The 16,244-nt window shown below is 56.2% G+C and carries 16 protein-coding genes; 13 read left to right on the forward strand and 3 right to left on the reverse strand.

Translation table 11 applies throughout. The features are described 5' to 3' along the window. Positions 1 to 79: 79 nt before the first annotated feature. The 6 genes from M2119_RS05100 (at position 80) to M2119_RS05125 (ending at position 4,553) form a co-directional block, all read left to right on the forward strand. A complete protein-coding gene (locus M2119_RS05100) occupies positions 80 to 529 on the forward strand; it encodes a hypothetical protein (RefSeq protein WP_348520943.1) in 450 nt (149 codons plus the stop codon). 82 nt (positions 530 to 611) lie between these two features. Continuing rightward, on the forward strand, positions 612 to 1,706 hold the full coding sequence (locus M2119_RS05105; protein ID WP_280803869.1) for a histidinol-phosphate transaminase: 1,095 nt from the start codon (positions 612 to 614) through the stop codon (positions 1,704 to 1,706). 19 nt (positions 1,707 to 1,725) lie between these two features. Beyond that, entirely contained in the window at positions 1,726 to 2,334 is a 609-nt protein-coding gene (gene hisB, locus M2119_RS05110) for an imidazoleglycerol-phosphate dehydratase HisB (protein WP_110233659.1), read from the forward strand. Further along, on the forward strand, positions 2,331 to 2,963 hold the full coding sequence (gene hisH, locus M2119_RS05115; protein WP_280803870.1) for an imidazole glycerol phosphate synthase subunit HisH: 633 nt from the start codon (positions 2,331 to 2,333) through the stop codon (positions 2,961 to 2,963). Before hisB ends, hisH begins: the two co-directional genes overlap by 4 nt. A 27-nt stretch (positions 2,964 to 2,990) precedes the next feature. Then, positions 2,991 to 3,725 carry a bifunctional 1-(5-phosphoribosyl)-5-((5-phosphoribosylamino)methylideneamino)imidazole-4-carboxamide isomerase/phosphoribosylanthranilate isomerase PriA gene (gene priA, locus M2119_RS05120; RefSeq protein WP_280803871.1) on the forward strand — a complete coding sequence of 245 codons (735 nt, stop codon included), beginning with the start codon at positions 2,991 to 2,993 and terminating at the stop codon, positions 3,723 to 3,725. Between the two features lie 9 nt (positions 3,726 to 3,734). Beyond that, positions 3,735 to 4,553, forward strand: a complete 819-nt coding sequence (locus M2119_RS05125; RefSeq protein WP_280803872.1) for an SseB family protein — start codon at positions 3,735 to 3,737, stop codon at positions 4,551 to 4,553. Positions 4,554 to 4,577: 24 nt separating this feature from the next. On the opposite strand, the gene M2119_RS05130 is transcribed toward M2119_RS05125, so the two are convergent. Both M2119_RS05130 and M2119_RS05135 read right to left on the reverse strand, forming a co-directional pair. Further along, positions 4,578 to 6,245, reverse strand: coding sequence for a YhgE/Pip family protein (locus M2119_RS05130; RefSeq protein ID WP_280803873.1), 1,668 nt, complete (start codon positions 6,243 to 6,245; stop codon positions 4,578 to 4,580). A 3-nt stretch (positions 6,246 to 6,248) separates the two neighbouring features. After that, positions 6,249 to 8,999 carry an MMPL family transporter gene (locus M2119_RS05135; RefSeq protein WP_280803874.1) on the reverse strand — a complete coding sequence of 917 codons (2,751 nt, stop codon included), beginning with the start codon at positions 8,997 to 8,999 and terminating at the stop codon, positions 6,249 to 6,251. A gap of 100 nt (positions 9,000 to 9,099) precedes the next feature. On the opposite strand from M2119_RS05135, the gene M2119_RS05140 reads away from it, so the two are divergent. Then, complete coding sequence (locus M2119_RS05140) at positions 9,100 to 9,774, forward strand: TetR/AcrR family transcriptional regulator (RefSeq protein WP_280803875.1); 675 nt, start codon at positions 9,100 to 9,102, stop codon at positions 9,772 to 9,774. Here M2119_RS05140 and M2119_RS05145 read toward each other — a convergent pair. Further along, positions 9,771 to 10,085 carry a DUF1844 domain-containing protein gene (locus M2119_RS05145; protein ID WP_280803876.1) on the reverse strand — a complete coding sequence of 105 codons (315 nt, stop codon included), beginning with the start codon at positions 10,083 to 10,085 and terminating at the stop codon, positions 9,771 to 9,773. The genes M2119_RS05140 and M2119_RS05145 overlap by 4 nt on opposite strands. Positions 10,086 to 10,370: 285 nt before the next feature. Between M2119_RS05145 and infC the strand changes: the two genes are divergently transcribed. The 6 genes from infC to pheT are packed head-to-tail and all read left to right on the forward strand — an operon-like array spanning position 10,371 to position 16,229. After that, positions 10,371 to 11,123, forward strand: coding sequence for a translation initiation factor IF-3 (gene infC, locus M2119_RS05150; RefSeq protein WP_280804459.1), 753 nt, complete (start codon positions 10,371 to 10,373; stop codon positions 11,121 to 11,123). A 49-nt stretch (positions 11,124 to 11,172) separates the two neighbouring features. Beyond that, positions 11,173 to 11,367: a 50S ribosomal protein L35 gene (rpmI, locus tag M2119_RS05155; RefSeq protein WP_110233635.1), complete on the forward strand. Its 195-nt coding sequence runs from the start codon at positions 11,173 to 11,175 to the stop codon at positions 11,365 to 11,367. A gap of 31 nt (positions 11,368 to 11,398) precedes the next feature. Then, positions 11,399 to 11,779: a 50S ribosomal protein L20 gene (gene rplT, locus M2119_RS05160; protein ID WP_280803877.1), complete on the forward strand. Its 381-nt coding sequence runs from the start codon at positions 11,399 to 11,401 to the stop codon at positions 11,777 to 11,779. Positions 11,780 to 11,796: 17 nt separating this feature from the next. Then, positions 11,797 to 12,600 (forward strand): TrmH family RNA methyltransferase, encoded by an 804-nt coding sequence (locus M2119_RS05165; protein ID WP_280803878.1) that lies wholly within the window; start codon positions 11,797 to 11,799, stop codon positions 12,598 to 12,600. Positions 12,601 to 12,648: 48 nt separating this feature from the next. Beyond that, positions 12,649 to 13,689 carry a phenylalanine--tRNA ligase subunit alpha gene (gene pheS, locus M2119_RS05170; protein WP_280803879.1) on the forward strand — a complete coding sequence of 347 codons (1,041 nt, stop codon included), beginning with the start codon at positions 12,649 to 12,651 and terminating at the stop codon, positions 13,687 to 13,689. Continuing rightward, on the forward strand, positions 13,689 to 16,229 hold the full coding sequence (pheT, locus tag M2119_RS05175; protein ID WP_280803880.1) for a phenylalanine--tRNA ligase subunit beta: 2,541 nt from the start codon (positions 13,689 to 13,691) through the stop codon (positions 16,227 to 16,229). Before pheS ends, pheT begins: the two co-directional genes overlap by 1 nt. The last annotated feature ends 15 nt before the right edge of the window (positions 16,230 to 16,244 follow it).

Genomic DNA, 16,244 nt, shown 5'->3' on the forward strand with positions numbered 1-16,244 from the left:
TCTTCGAAACATATCTTCGAATCGGGTCCTCCCGGCCGAGGGCCCGATTCGAGATAAACATCAGGAAAAGGAGAATCACATGAGCGCAGTACTCGCATTCACCGCACCGATCCACCGTCCACTTGAGCCCGACTACATCGATGAGCCTTGTAGCTCGATCGGCAATGTCCGTGGCTCTGGTCACACTAACAATGTGACCTACGTAAACTTCCTCCCCGCTGCTGCTCCCACTCGCCTGCGCATCACGACTCGTGGCCGCCGAGTGCTGATTGGTCTTGTCGCTCTCCCTCTCGTCATTGCAGCACTCGCTGCCGCACTGAACAGCGGTGGAGCTGTCGCAACCGGAGAAGGTGCCTCAAACGACTTCACCTATGTGACCATCTCTGAAGGGGAAAACCTCTGGCAGCTGGCCCAGGAGATTGCACCCAATGCGGATCCCCGCGACGTCGTTGCTGAGATTGTGTCCCTCAACCAGTTGCAAGGCGAAATCCAGGCAGGTCAAAAGATCGCGATTCCTGCCGGGTACTGAACCCCGTTTCCTTTTCTTGGTGGAACGCCGGTGCCTTCGGGTGCCGGCGTTTTGTCTTTCTCGCCGCCCATAAACTAGGTCAGTGACTTCCTTCGACGAACTCCCCATCCGTGACGACTTACGTGGACTCAAGCCCTATGGGGCGCCACAGGCGCATGTCCGGGTCGAACTCAACGTCAATGAAAACACTCACCCGGTTCCAGCTGATGTCGTGGATGACATCATGAGACGTATCCACGTCGCGCTTGGAACCATCAACCGTTATCCCGACCGAGAATTCACCGCACTGCGTGAAGCTTTGGCTGGATACCTCGGCCATGGGTTGACCGCGGAAAACATGTGGGCAGCAAACGGCTCTAATGAAGTCATTCAGCAACTTCTGCAGGCGTTCGGAGGACCAGGCCGTTCCGTCCTTGCTTTTCCTCCCACGTATTCCATGCACTCGATCATTGCCGCGGGGACGGGAACCCAGTGGATTCCTGCTCAGCGAGATGCTGAGTTTGAGATTTCTCCCGCTACTGCCGTGGCGGCGATTCAGGCACATCAGCCCGACATCGTGTTCTTCTGCACTCCCAATAACCCCACCGGGACCCCTGTGTCTGTGGAAACCATCGCTGCAGCATATGACGCAACTGAGGGCATCGTGTTCGTGGACGAGGCCTATGCTGAGTTTGCTCCCGAGGGTGAACCCACGGCACTGACACTCCTGGAAGGGCGTCCACGGCTGGTGATTTCGCGCACAATGAGCAAAGCTTTTGCCTTTGCTGGTGCGCGTGTGGGGTATCTCGCTGCTGATCCTGCTGTTGCCGATGCGTTGCGCTTGGTGCGCCTGCCGTATCACCTCTCTGCGTTGACACAGGCGGCTGCTGAAGGTGCTTTGGCTCACACTCCAGCCATGTTGGCCATGGTCGACGACATTCGTGGACAGCGTGACCGCCTGGTTCGTGAACTTGCTGTGCTTGGCTACACGCCCTATCCCTCGAGTGCGAACTTTGTGCTTTTCGGCGGCGTGCGTGACCCTCAGGACGTTTTTGACAAGTTATTGGCACAAGGAATCATCATCCGAGACATTGGGCTGCCTCACCACTTGCGTGTGACGGCGGGCACGGAAGCTGAGACCACCGAATTCTTAGACGCACTTGCCGCACTCGACGGGTCGATAAACGGCGCCCTTTAAGCCCCACTAAACTGGTCTCATGACTACAGCACCGCGCATTGCGAGCATTTCTCGCACCACGAGCGAGTCGAGCATTGAACTCACGATCAATCTCGACGGCACGGGTGTGAGCAACATCGAGACGACTGTTCCGTTCTTCGACCACATGCTGACTGCGTTTGCTAAGCACTCTCTCTCTGATCTCACCGTTAAAGCTTCCGGTGACATCCACATTGATGTTCACCACACAGTTGAAGACATTGGTATTTCTCTTGGTCTCGCTATTCGCGAAGCACTCGGTGACAAGGCCGGTATTTCACGCTTCGGTGACGCACTTGTCCCTCTTGATGAGGCGCTCGTGCAGGCCGTTGTGGACATATCTGGTCGTCCCTTCTTGGTGCACTCAGGTGAACCTGCAGGTTTTGAATTCCACCTCATCGGTGGCCACTTTACGGGCTCCATGGTTCGCCACGTTTTCGAAGCAATCACCTTCAATGCGGGTCTCACCACTCACATCACGGTGCTGAACGGTCGCGACCCGCACCACATTGCTGAGGCTGAATTCAAGGCGTTTGCTCGCGCGTTCCGTCAGGCCAAGGCTCTTGACCCTCTCGTGCAGGGAATCCCCAGCACTAAGGGTGCTCTGTGACCCCAAAGTCCGTCGTTGTTTTCGACTACGGCACGGGAAACATCCACTCCGCGATCAAAGCTGTGGAGCTCGCAGGAGCAACCGTTGAACTGACGCGCGACAAAACTAAGTGCGCGGAAGCCGACGGCCTGTTGGTTCCTGGCGTGGGAGCTTTTGCTGCGGTCATGGAGGCGCTCAATGCCGTCGATGGCGGCGAGATTATTGAGCGTCGCCTAGCCGGCGGACGCCCGGTCATGGGTATATGTGTGGGCATGCAGGTCATGTTTGCCAACGGCCTCGAAGGCGGCGTGGACACACCGGGCCTCGGCGAGTGGGATGAAACCGTGCACAAACTTGAAGCTCCTGTGTTGCCACACATGGGATGGAACACCGTCGAAGTGGGCGAAGGTTCGAAGCTGTTTAAAGGGATCGAAGACGAGCGTTTTTACTTTGTGCACTCCTACGGTGTGACCGAGTGGAACCTCGATGTCATTCCGCCGTTTCCCAAGCCAGCAGTGACCTGGGCTGAACACGGACAGCGCTTTGTTGCCGCTGTCGAAAATGGCCCACTCGTTGCCACCCAATTCCACCCTGAAAAATCCGGTGAGGCAGGCATTCAACTGCTGCGTAACTGGCTTGCCACACTTTAACAATCTCCAACCAAAGGAACACCTGTCATGACTGCGCCCATTCTTGAGCTGCTGCCCGCCGTTGACGTTGCCGAAGGGAAGGCAGTTCGCCTCACCCAGGGCGCTCTGGGAACTGAAACTGACTTCGGCGACCCGGTCGATGCAGCGGCAGACTGGGCACGTCAGGGTGCCGAATGGATTCACCTCGTCGATCTCGACGCAGCCTTTGGCCGCGGCGAGAACCGAGCACTGCTTCGCCGCGTGATTGTCGAAGTCCCTGGGGTCAAGATTGAACTCTCTGGCGGTATTCGTGATGATGCATCGCTCGAGTCAGCACTCGAAAGTGGTGCAACTCGCGTGAACCTCGGCACTGCAGCTCTGGAAAACCCTGAATGGGCAGCTTCTGCTATTGAACGCTTCGGTGACCAGATCGCTGTTGGTCTGGACGTGCGAGGAGAAACTCTCGCTGCCCGTGGTTGGACCAAAGAAGGCGGAAATCTCTGGGACGTGCTTGCGCGCCTTGAGGATGCTGGATGTGCACGCTACGTTGTCACCGACGTGACCCGCGATGGCATGCTCAATGGCCCAAACCTTGAACTTCTGACAGCTATTACCGAGAAAACAGGAAAGCCTGTCGTCGCCTCTGGCGGTATTGCGAGCTTGGACGATCTCGTGGCATTGCGCTCACTGGTCCCCATCGGAGTGGAGGGTGCCATCGTGGGTAAAGCACTTTATGCTCAGAAGTTCACCCTCGAGCAGGCCATCCAGGTCGCCTACAACTAGGCATTGTTTATGTCCCACGACCATTCTGATGACGGCCACATGTTCGGTTCAACCGATCATGCTGACTCTGCAGGACAGGCGTGGGAAGGTCGCGCCTTTCAAGAGAACCCCTTCGCCCATGATGACGGCAGTGCGCCTGCTGAACTCGTCGCTGCGTTGGATGCTTTCCGGTCCTTAGCTCTGGACCATGAGGAACGCGCTCTGCGTCATATGGATGTTGTCCAGGCAGTACGAGGTGCACGTTTCCTCATCCCACTCATCGCTGAGGCGGGTGATCTAGGGATTACTGACACAGGGCTCACGGTCGATAAGACTCAAGAGTTAGCAATAGTCACGGTTGAAGGTCCTGGTGGGCAACGAGTATTGCCGGTGTTCTCGAGCGTGGAAGCGATGGCTCGCTGGCGTGCTGATGCGCGACCTGTGCCCGCAGATGGACAACGTGTGGCACTTGCGGCAGCCCGTGATGGTGCTCACTGGGTTGTGATTGACCCCACCAGTGCAACGGAGTTTGTCCTCCGACGCCCTGTTGTTGCAGCAGTAGCGCAGGGATTGCCGTGGATTCCCAGTCATGTGGATCCACAATTGCAGGACACTTTTGATCGATCCATCGAGGATGAGTCGTTTGTCCGAGGAATTCGCTTAGTTGCCGGTGACCCAGATGCCCGCGGACATGATGAAGATCTTGTGGTGCAGGTTTCGTTGCCACAAAGCTTGGATGAAATCACGGTTAATCGCGTCGTAGAGGGTCTCATGCAGAAATGGGCTCAAGAGCCCATCTTCTCTCAGCGCGTGGATTCGATGCGCCTTGTTCTGGTACCCGCACTCTAAGCCGGCGGCGGTAGAAACCCAGCCCTAGACGGGCTGGGTTTCTTTACTCAACGCCGTGATGGAGACGTGGCGCTTGCGCGAGATTGCAATACCCGTAACCGCTATGGAGCCTAATGTCCACAGAATCAGAGAAGTCAGTGCTCCGGCAAAACCGGAAACTTCTGCAGAGTTAACTACAGACTGCAATGCTGTGACAGCGTCATTGGCTGGGGTTACACCCAACACAGTGTCAAGAATCTCGGGAACGGTAGAAATAACGCCGGTGACCAGAATGAGGATTCCTACAGCAAGTGAAATCAGTCGACCAAAGCCGCCCAGAACTGCCAGGAGAGCTTGATTCGTGGCAGTAAATGCGACAGAGATAAGCGCAGATACACCGGCTACAGCCAGCCATTCACCCACGTTGAAGCCCTGAGCAATGGCAATCACTGTGGCCACCGCGACTCCCTGCACAATGCCCACGATGGCGGGGAGCACGAAGGATCGTGTGGCCAAGGACAAAGAGGAGCGAGTGGACTCGAGCAAACGTACTGGGAGTGCACGTAAGCCAATGAAGCTGGCCATTGCAGCAATCCAGAGGGCCAGCACAACGTATAACGGTGTGCTGCTGGCACCAAAACTCAGAGTTCCCGCATTGCTCACTGTTACGGGAGCAGTGACGACATCTGCCAGTGCAGTGGTTTGTTCTTTGGTATAGACAGGAATATTTGTCAGTGCTGTATCAAGCCCATTGGCTAAAGAGTTTGAACCCTCGGCCAAAGCAGAACTTCCAGTGGCCAGTCCGGTGACGCCTGTCGCAATATCGGTGCTGCCAGCTGCGAGCTGAGAGATTCCGCCTTGTAGCTGCGTGAGGCCACCGGCGAAAGCATTTGTTCCGGCGCTCAGTCCTGACAATGAGCCACAGAATTGAGCTTGTGCTGCAAGCGGCACAACGCTGCTGCAACTTGAGCTGAGACTGGTCAGGCCATCTGCAATTTGTTGTGTCTGTCCAGGAAGTGCTGCAGATTGACTTTGCAGAGCCCACATTCCGGCAGAGAAGTCCTGTGCTCCGGTGGAGAGCTTCTGTGCGCCATCGGCGAGAGAATACATTCCGGTCGTGAGGTCGTGAGCTCCCTTAGCAGCAGTTCCGAGGCCTTCACTGAGGGTGCTGAAACCGAGCAATACGTTGCCGATGTAGTTTGCACTGAGTTTTTGATTCAACACGTTGACGGCTGTGGAGGTAATTGCGGTGGTGATGGCATCATCTACAAGGCGATTTTTCTCGCTCGTGGTCACATCGATAACCGCCTGAGTGGGGTGTGATGCGTCCGTCATTGACGAGGTCGCGACCTGGGAGAAGTCCTTGGGAATAGTGACCACGGCTACATAGTCGCCAGAGGACAAACCCTTCTTGGCTCCTGCTGTATTAGTGATAACCCAGTCGTAGTTACTGCCACCGTCGACACCATCGACCAGTCCGGCGCTGAGAATGCGGCCTAGCGGGGTCATTTGGCCGTTGATAGTCACTGGCTGGTCATTGTTCACAATCGCTGCCTTGACGGTGTCGAGACGATCGGTTGGATTCCACAGTCCCCACAGCAGCGTTCCCACCACGATGAGGGGAACGCAGAGAAGACCAATCAGCGTGAGGGCACGTGGCTTGCCTTCCGTCTGAGCAGTGTTCAATGAAAGTCGAGTAATGAGGGTATTCATGGTTTATGCCTGCACTTTCTTGCTCGCAGCAGCGACAGAGGTGATGTCGCAGACCGTGGCCTCAACCCGAGGACTCAGGAATGATCCCCATGTTTCGATGGGCAGGTCGCTGGTTGTCCCCACTACGACGGTGAGAAGGCGTCCGGCGGCCTGGGCACTTTCTCGGGCTTCGTTCAGTGCGTCAGCAATCGCATAACATTCCGTCTCAGATGAGAGGAAGTCAATATTGTCCAGCATGATGATGTGAGGTTTCTCCGCATCTGCGTCTTGGATGGCTTCGACGGTGTTGCGATTAGCGTGCATCGCAACATCAATCAGGGCAACTCGAGATCGCACAGCTCCAGAGCGCACAGGAAGCACCATTCCGGCGACTTTGAGTTTGCCTGCGCCAGGATCCAGGCGACCACTTAGCGTGAGCAATAGTGCAGAAATGCCGGTCTTGTCGTTTCCGGTGACGAACAGGGTGTGACCCTCGGTAACCCGAAGGTGCACATTCTTGAAGTACGCAACAGTGTTGGTGGCATTGTTGAGGCTCAGGCCATCAGCTGCGATCACCATCGCCTGTTCTACAGGCCAGTTTTCAAGCTCTAGTTCATGTTGCACACCCTCGCCTTCCACATCGAAGTGGGGGAGGATGCGGTCAAGCCATTTCGGCATGTACCAGGCTTTGTCCCCGAGCAGCTGTAAAACAGCGGGTACAAAAGTCATGCGCACAATAAAGGCATCCACAAAGATTCCCGCAGCCAAAGCCAAGGCAATTGCTTTCAAGCTGCCATCACTTTCGGGTACGAACGCAGCAAACACGGCGAACATGATCACGGCAGCAGCCGTGACAACCTTGGCCGATCCCACAAAACCGGTGACAATGCTCTGCTTTGCTTTGCCGCTGTGAACATAGTCCTCGCGCATGCGGGCCACGAGGAATACTTCATAGTCCATGGCCAAACCGAACAAGATACCCATCACGATGATCGGCATAAAGCTAATCACCGGACCTGGCTTGTCTACGTTGAACAAACTGGCGCCCACCCCGTCCTGCAAGACCAGAGTGACAATTCCGAAGGCAGCTACGACGCTGAAGAGGTAACCGATGGCTGCCTTAACGGGCACCCAAATTGATCTAAACACCATGGTGAGCAGGATGAGTGAGAGACCCACCACGACAATTCCAAAGGGAAGCAATGCGTTACCGAGCTGCTCAGATACATCGATTCCACTGGCGGTGAAACCCGTCACTGAGAGGTCTACCCCATATGTGGACAGGAAGTAGTCGTGCTTCTCGCGAATAGCTTGAACGAGAGCTTTAGTTTCTTCTGAATCCGGAGACCCGGTGGGAACGACCTGAATAATTCCCGTATCTGCTGTCTTATTAGGGGTGGAGAGGGGGACTGCTGCGACACCGGGCAATTTCTCTAACTCGGTTTTGAGGTCTGCCATCAGCCCCAAGGGGTCAGTGCTGGTCACGATGGTGCCGGTGACGAGGAGAGGGCCGTTATAGCCTTCACCAAAGTTTTCTGCCACGAGATCGTAGGTCACCCGCGAGCGATCCTCGAGCGAGTTACTTCCGGCATCGGGCAGTGCTAAACGGAGGTTGAGTGCTGGAAGGGCCACAATCGTGATTGTTGCCACCACGGCAAGGATTGTCACGATGGGGAAACGGGTGACCGCTTTGACCCATCCGGTGAAGAAACGGTTGGGCTTCACCTCTGCAGAAATCTTGTTTTTGCGCGTTTTCGGTCGTAAGCGCTCACCGGCGAAACCGAGGAATGCGGGAATGAGCGTGATGGAAATCAATACGGCAACACCCACGCCGACCGCTGCGGCAATGCCCATTGTTGTGAGGAAGGGGATACCAGCAATCCCCAGACCCAACAGGGCAATCATGACGGTCAATCCGGCAAAGATAACGGCAGAACCCGCTGTGCCCGTAGCGCGGGCTGCTGCTTCTTCGGGACTATCTCCGCGACGAAGTTGGTCTTGGTGTCTGGAGATAATGAAGAGGGCGTAGTCAATCCCGACCGCCAGGCCCAGCATCAGAGCCAGCATTGGGGTGGTCGAGGTGACCTTTGCAAAAGCGGTAGCTAAGAAAATCAGGGCAATAGAGATGCCCACTCCGAGCATTGCCGTCAGCAGAGGCATTCCAGCTGCAATGAATGAGCCGAAGGTGATAATCAACACGATGAGAGCCACGCCAACGCCGATCAGCTCCGTGGCGCTAATGGCTGGCATGCTTTGGCTGTAAATCTGTCCGCCCAGTGACACTGTCGATCCTGTGGGCAACTCTGCCTGGAGCGATTCAGTAGCTTTTTCAAGCTGTGCAAGCGATGATGTCTTGATCGTTGCCGTAGGGCCTGTGAACTGAATACTCATCAGGCCGGCTTTGTCATTGGCGCTGACAGCACCGTGAATGTTTTCACTAAAAGGGGAGCTGGCGGAATCGATTTGAGGAAGGTCGCTGATAGTGGCGGCCGAGCTATCAAGCGCTGTTACATATGCAGGGTCTGTGATGTGTTGGCCGTCTGCTGCGACAACAATGATTTGTGCAGAAGCGCCACTGACCTGGGGGAAGGTGGCCGAGAGCGAATCTAAAGCTTTCTGCGATTCGGTACCGGGGATACTGATGCCGTTATCTAACCCGGTATTGAACACAGCGGCAGAACCGCCAACAAGGACTAGGACAACGATCCACCCGCCGAGGACGAACTTGCGGGCACGAAAAGCCCAGCGACCGAGTGAATACAACGCAGATGACATATCTGTCCTTGGGGGTGTGCGACAGGCGGTCAAGAACCGGTGTCGGGCTGATAACTTTCGATACACCGGTGTATCCAATACATAAGTGTATCCTTAAGTTATGTCCATCACAACCTCAGAGGCGCCCAAGCCCACCGAATCTGCGCGCAGGCAAAAAACCCGTGAACGCTTGATGGATGCGGCGTTCGAAGTGTTTTCTGAAGTGGGCATTCACGCGGCAACGGTCGAGATGATTGCAGAACGGGCTGATTTCACCCGTGGCGCTTTTTACTCCAACTTCGATACAAAGGAAGAACTCTTCCTGGCGCTCGCCGAACGAGGAAATAATCAACGTTTGGCTCTGCTGCGCCAAAGCGTTGAACATATGGATCAGATCCTGCCTGAAATCCTTGGTGCCCCCGGTGCGAAACTTCAGCCCGAGAACCTGGGCCTCCTCGTTACCAGCTTTCTCGATCAACAAAACGAGAACAGCTATTGGTTCCTCTTTCAATCAGAACTTCGTCTGCTTGCCATGCGCGATCCTGCAGTGGGGTCAATTTATCTCGAGCAGAAGGCTGCTGCTGAAACAGAATTTGCCAACATTATCTCGGCAGCCTTGAGGGCCGTTGGACTGAGCTCTGAGCTCAATCCACTGGAGTTGGCCAGCGTATTGACAACAACCTATGAGTCAACACTTCAAGAGGCGATCATGCAAGGTGGGCCTCAGGTGCAGAAAATAGCTCACGAACTTGTGCGCACCAAGCTAGTGGCACTCATTACGCAACTTGCTCGTTAGTTAACTGGGCCAGTCCATTTCTCGCCGGGACCTTTGCCGATTTCGTCGGGGAAAGGGGAGGCTTCGCGGAACGCCAGTTGCAGAGAACGCAGGCCATCACGCAGAGGACGCGCGTGTGAGTCGCTAATGTCTGGCGCTGCAGCAGTGACTAGACCAGCGAGTGCATTGATTAGTTTGCGAGCTTCGTCCAGGTCGGTCAACGCTGCGGCATCTGGTTCATCTGCAAGACCGCACTTGATGGCTGCAGCACTCATGAGGTTCACGGCTACCTCAACGATGACTTCGATGGCGGGTACTTCTGAGATATCCATTACGGCTTTCTGGACTGTCTCAGTTTGGGTGCTTTCGCTCACAATGTATTCCTCTGCTAGGCTTATGCAGGTTTCTTAGCTCATGCCAAGAAATTGAAAGAGGAGTTATCTCCCACCCGTATCCCGCACCATCAGGTTACTGGGTTCTTGCACTCCGCCGGTTCAGTTCGCTGGGCAGGTAGGTCAGGGTGCCACAAGAAATTATTCTTGTGTCGTGTTGTCACAGATGTATGTCCGTGTGCGCGTAAGACTCCTCTTTCTCCCCGCAAGGGTTTCGAGAGAAATATCAAGGAGCACCGCATTAGCGATCCACGTACAAACGACCGTATCCGCGTCCCAGAAGTTCGCCTCGTTGGCCCCAACGGTGAACAGGTTGGTGTCGTGGCGATCGATGTTGCCCTTCGACTTGCACAGGAGGCTGACCTCGATCTCGTTGAGGTTGCTCCCGAGGCCAAGCCGCCAGTGGCCAAGATCATGGACTACGGAAAGTTCAAGTACGAAGCTGCGCAGAAACTCAAGGAAGCTCGTCGTAACCAGGCCAACACCATCCTCAAAGAGGTACGGTTCCGCCTCAAGATTGATGTGCACGACTACGAAACCAAGAAGAAGCGCGCTATTGGCTTCCTCGGCGATGGCGACAAAGTTAAGGCCATGATCCTGTTCCGCGGCCGTGAGCAGTCACGTCCCGAGCAGGGTGTTCGTCTGTTGCAGAAGTTCGCTGAAGAAGTTGCAGAATTCGGAACTGTGGAATCAAGTCCCACCATTGATGGCCGCAACATGGTCATGGTGATTGGTCCGCTGAAGAGCAAGTCTGAAGCCAAAGCAGAACAGAACGCCAAGCGCGAAGCAAACAAGCGCGGCGACAAGAAAGCTGAACCCGCACATTCGGGCGAATCAGTTCTTGCCGTTGAAGACGACAAGGCCAATGCAGCGCAGGTCGTTGAAGCTGAAGTTGTTGCCAAGCCTGTCAAGGCACCCGCTGCGAAAACAGCCCCCAAGAAGTCCACCAAGTCGGTCTCAGACGAGCTCGACGACTAACAGCCCTTACTTTCCCTCACCAGGGAATGTGAAAACCCAAGGAGATCCAATGCCAAAGATGAAGACCCACTCCGGGTCCAAGAAGCGCTTCAAGGTGACCGGTACCGGCAAGCTCAAGAAGCAGCAGGCCGGCATGCGTCACAACCTCGAAGTCAAGTCGGGCAAGCGCAAGCGCAGCCTGAACCAGGACCAGATCCTGTCTCCCGCTGACTCCAAGGTCATCAAGAAGCTTCTCGGTCTGTAATCGGCTGAGCGAAAACTAGAAGGATAAGAAAATGGCAAGAGTAAAAAGAGCCGTTAACGCTCACAAGAAGCGTCGCGTCATCCTCGAGCGCGCCAAGGGTTACCGCGGTCAGCGTTCACGCCTGTACCGCAAGGCAAAAGAGCAGGTCATCCACTCGCTGGTGTACAGCTTCCGCGACCGTCGTGCCCGCAAGGGTGACTTCCGTCGCCTCTGGATTCAGCGCATCAACGCAGCAAGCCGTGCAAACGGCCTGACCTACAACCGTTTCATCCAGGGCCTCGCTTTGGCAGATATCCAGGTTGACCGTCGCATGCTCGCCGAAATCGCTGTCACCGATCCTGCTACCTTCACCAAGCTAGTTGAAGCTGCACGCAAGGCACTGCCTGCTGACACCTCAGCACCAAAGGCCTAGGCCACAGGAGAAATATCATGCTCGACAACCCCCGCGCTCCTCGCGTGAAGGCGGTTGCGAAGCTAGCCACGAGGGGAGCCCGGTCCGAGACCGGGCTCTTCCTCTTGGAAGGCCCGCAAGCCGTCGCTGAGGCTTTGGCCTACCGCCCGCAGCTCATCGTGGAACTTTATGCCACGCCAACTGCACTTGAGCGCTACCAAGACATCGCTGCCACGGCGGTTGATGCCGGGGTTGATGTTGAGTTTGTTTCCGAAGAAGTTTTGGCCGCCATGGCCGACACCGTCACCCCGCAAGGTTTCATTGCGGTCGTGCACCAATTCCCTACCGCGCTGAAGGAAATCTTCGCGGAAGATCCCAAGCTGGTCATCATCCTCGAAGAAGTGCGTGACCCCGGGAACTTGGGCACCATCATTCGCGTTGCAGATGCTGCCGGAGCGGACGCGGTTATTTTGACCGGCCGCTCGGTCGATCTCTACAACCCCAAGGTTGTGCGCTCGACGACCGGTTCGCTGTTCCACCTGCCCATCACGGTAGATGTAGAACTAGAAAATGTTCTTCCCTACGTCCGGGAAGCAGGGCTGCAGCTCCTCGCGGCCGATATCAAGGGGGAAGACCTTGTGCTTGCCCGCACCAATGGTGTGCTGGATGCTCCCACCGCGTGGTTGTTCGGAAACGAAGCACGTGGTCTGAGCGACGAGCACTTTGCTCTGGCAGAGAAGGCCATCACCGTGCCCATTTATGGCGATGCGGAATCCATGAACTTGGCTACAGCTGCTGCTGTGCTCATCTACGAAAGCGCCTTTGCCCACAACAAGGCCTAGTGCCTGTCGAGCAGACGAAAGCCTGCTCCCGACATAAAATTGAGAACTGTGTCTGCACCTACCGAAATCACTGAATCTGCCGTAACAGCCGCGGTTAACGACGCCCTGGCAGCTATCGCTGCTGCCGTCGATTCCGCTGCCCTCAAGGCTGTCCGCACTGCCCATTTAGGGGAATCTTCTTCTCTAGCGCAGCTGAATGCGCTGATGAAGGACGTCCCGGGAGACCAGAAGGCTGCAGCAGGCAAACTTGTGGGGCAGGCCCGGGCAGAGGTCAACCAGGCCTTCACTGCTCGTGAAGAAGCAATCGTTCGCGAGGAGCAGACTGCTCAGCTCGCTGCCGAGAAGGTTGATGTCACCGCCGCCGCGTCGCGCTGGAGCGCGGGTGGACGCCACCCCCTCATGCTCTTGCAAGAGAGCATCTGTGACGCATTTGTTGGAATGGGTTGGGAAATCGCTGAAGGACCTGAGCTCGAGGGTGAGTGGTTTAACTTCGACGCCTTGAACTTTGATGCCGATCACCCGGCTCGTGCAATGCAGGACACGTTCTTTGTGGAGCCTGTCGATTCTCACCTTGTGCTGCGCACTCACACTTCACCCGTGCAGGTGCGTTCCATGCTCGAACGCGAAGTTCCTATCTATGTTTTGGCTCCTGGTCGTGTGTACCGCACCGATGAGCTCGATGCCACCCATACACCCGTCTTTACTCAGGTCGAAGGACTCGCTATCGATAAGGGCCTGACGATGGCACACTTGCGCGGAACTCTCGAACATGCTGCTCGCATCATGTTTGGTGACGGCGCCAAGATTCGTCTGCGCCCCAACTACTTCCCCTTCACTGAGCCTTCTGCAGAGCTTGATGTCTGGCACCCCACCTTCGCCGGTGGCGCTCGCTGGATCGAGTGGGGTGGCTGTGGCATGGTGAACCCCAATGTGTTGCGTTCGGCAGGCATTGATCCTGAGGTGTACTCCGGTTTTGCGTTCGGTGTCGGTGTGGAGCGCACGCTCATGTTCCGTAACGACGTCAGCGATATGCACGACATGGTCGAGGGCGATGTTCGCTTCAGCCAGCAGTTTGGAATGGTGGTCTGATGCGCGTCCCCTTGAGTTGGCTCGGCGAATACGTCGACCTTGCCTCGGATATCACGCCTGAGCAGGTCCAGGCGGACTTGGTTAAGGTCGGTTTCGAAGAAGAAGATATTCACGGTGGAGACATTTCTGGTCCCATCGTGGTGGGTGAAGTACTCGAATTCACCCCGGAAGAGCAGAACAACGGCAAAACCATTCGCTGGTGCCAGGTTCGGGTTGCCCCTGACGGCCAGGTTGCTGCCGATGGTGGAGACGCCATCCACGGCATCGTCTGTGGCGCGGGAAATTTCTTTGTCGGTGACAAGGTCGTGGTGACTCTTCCCGGCGCGGTCCTTCCTGGCCCGTTCCCAATTGCGGCACGTAAGACCTACGGCCACGTCTCGGATGGCATGATGGCTTCTGCCAAGGAGCTGGGCCTGGGTGAAGGCCACGATGGCATCATTCGCCTGGCTGAAATGGGTCTCGACCCTGAGGTCGGCACGGATGCACTGGAACTGCTGGGTTTGTCGGAATCCGCTATTGAAATTAACGTCACTCCTGACCGCGGATATGCCTTTTCCATTCGTGGTGTGGCACGCGAATATGCGCACTCCACCGGTGCTGCTTACCGTGACCCTGCAACCGAAGTTGTTGCTGCTCACGGTGTAACCGACGAAAAGAGCTTCGGGAACGAATTTCCTGTTTCTGTAGACGACCAAGCTCCCATTCGTGGACGCGTGGGCTGTACCGTCTTTGCTACCCGCATTGTGCGCGGCATTGATGCCACGGCACCGACGCCCTCCTGGATGGTTTCCCGCCTGAAATTGGCTGGTATCCGCTCTATTTCTCTGCCCGTCGACATATCGAACTACGTCATGATCGAGTTGGGACAGCCCAACCACGCCTATGACCTGGACAAACTTGCCGGTGACATTGTGGTTCGCCGTGCACACAAGGGCGAGAAGCTCGTCACTTTGGATGACGCAGAGCGCACCTTGGATGTCGAAGATCTCCTCATCACCTCCGGAGGTAGTGCTGTAGGCCTTGCCGGTGTCATGGGTGGAGCGCACTCGGAAATTACCGATGTCACCAGCAATGTCCTTATCGAAGCTGCCAACTTTGACCCCGTCTCCATCGCCCGCTCGGCACGACGTCACAAGCTTCCCTCCGAGGCATCCAAGCGTTTTGAACGTGGCGTAGACCCCGAGGTTGCGGCTGTTGCTGCAGGACGTGTGGCACAGCTCCTGGTTGAACTTGCTGGCGGACAGCTCGTAGATGAAGGCTCCTACTTCAACCATTTCGCTGCTCCAGCTTCCATTGAACTTCCTGCTGGCTTTGTCTCTGGTCTGATTGGTCTTGACTACACCGATGCCCAGATTGAGTCTTCGCTGACGGAAATCGGATGTGCCGTTGTGCCGGCGGGCACCGGTTTCACCGTCACTCCACCCACCTGGCGTCCGGATCTCACTGATAAGTGGACCCTGGCAGAAGAAGTGGCCCGCATTGTCGGATACCACCTCATTCCTGCAGAACTCCCCGTGGCGCCTCCAGGACGCGGTTACACCGTCGCCCAGGACGTGCGCCGTCGTGTGTCCAACACGCTGGCTGCGACCGGTCACACCGAAGTGCTCAGTTACCCCTTCTTCGATGAGGAGACCAACAATCTTTTTGGTTCACCTACCGAGGCACGTGTCCCTCAGGTTCGTTTAGCCAATGCGCTCGATGCAACCCAGGGGTGGATGCGCACCTCGTTGATTCCAGGACTCATCGGAACGGCAGCACGTAACCGCTCACGTGGTTTAAGTGACCTTGCCCTCTTCGAAACTGGACTTGTGTTCCTGCCCGCAGCAGGGGTGAGCTATGGCCAAGATGTTGTAGCCGGGGGAGTGCGACCCACTCCTGAGGTCGAAGCCAAGTTGTACGCCGGTATTCCACCTCAGCCCCGCTACATCTCAGGCCTTTTTGTCGGAGACGCACAGTCTAAGCAGCCAGGCCAAAAGGCGTTGGCCTATAACTGGCAGGACGCGCTCGTCGCTGTGCAGCAGATTGCGCTCGGAGCCGGTGTTGCAATTTCTGTCCGTCAGGGAATGCATAAAGCTTTCCACCCTGGTCGCACCGCTGAATTGCTCGTGGGTGACGTCGTGATCGGCTATGCCGGTGAACTTCTGCCATCCGTGGCTGAAGACGCACACCTTCCCCGCACGGTTGCCGCCTTTGAACTCAATCTCGATGCCATCACTGATGCAGCAGGTGTTCCTCACACTGCCGTCGATATTCGCACGATGCCTGCCGCGACTCAGGATCTCTCGTTAGTGGTCGCAGACAACATTCCTGCCTCCGACGTTCTTGCCGCGGTGGTCGAAGGGGCAGGAGAACTGCTCGAAGAAGGCATTTTGGTAGATGTCTATCAGGGAGCAGGTATTCCAGAGGGACAGCGTTCACTGACTTTTGCTCTTCGGTTCCGTGCGGATGACCGCACGTTGACCGCTGCTGAAGCGACCGCTTCCAAGGAAGCCGGTGTTGCGCTTGCCGCATCACGTTTCGGCGCCACGATTCGCGAGTAAGACCGCCACGCCTTC

The organism is Aurantimicrobium minutum, assembly GCF_029894165.1.
In the GTDB taxonomy this organism is placed as follows: domain Bacteria; phylum Actinomycetota; class Actinomycetes; order Actinomycetales; family Microbacteriaceae; genus Aurantimicrobium; species Aurantimicrobium minutum_A.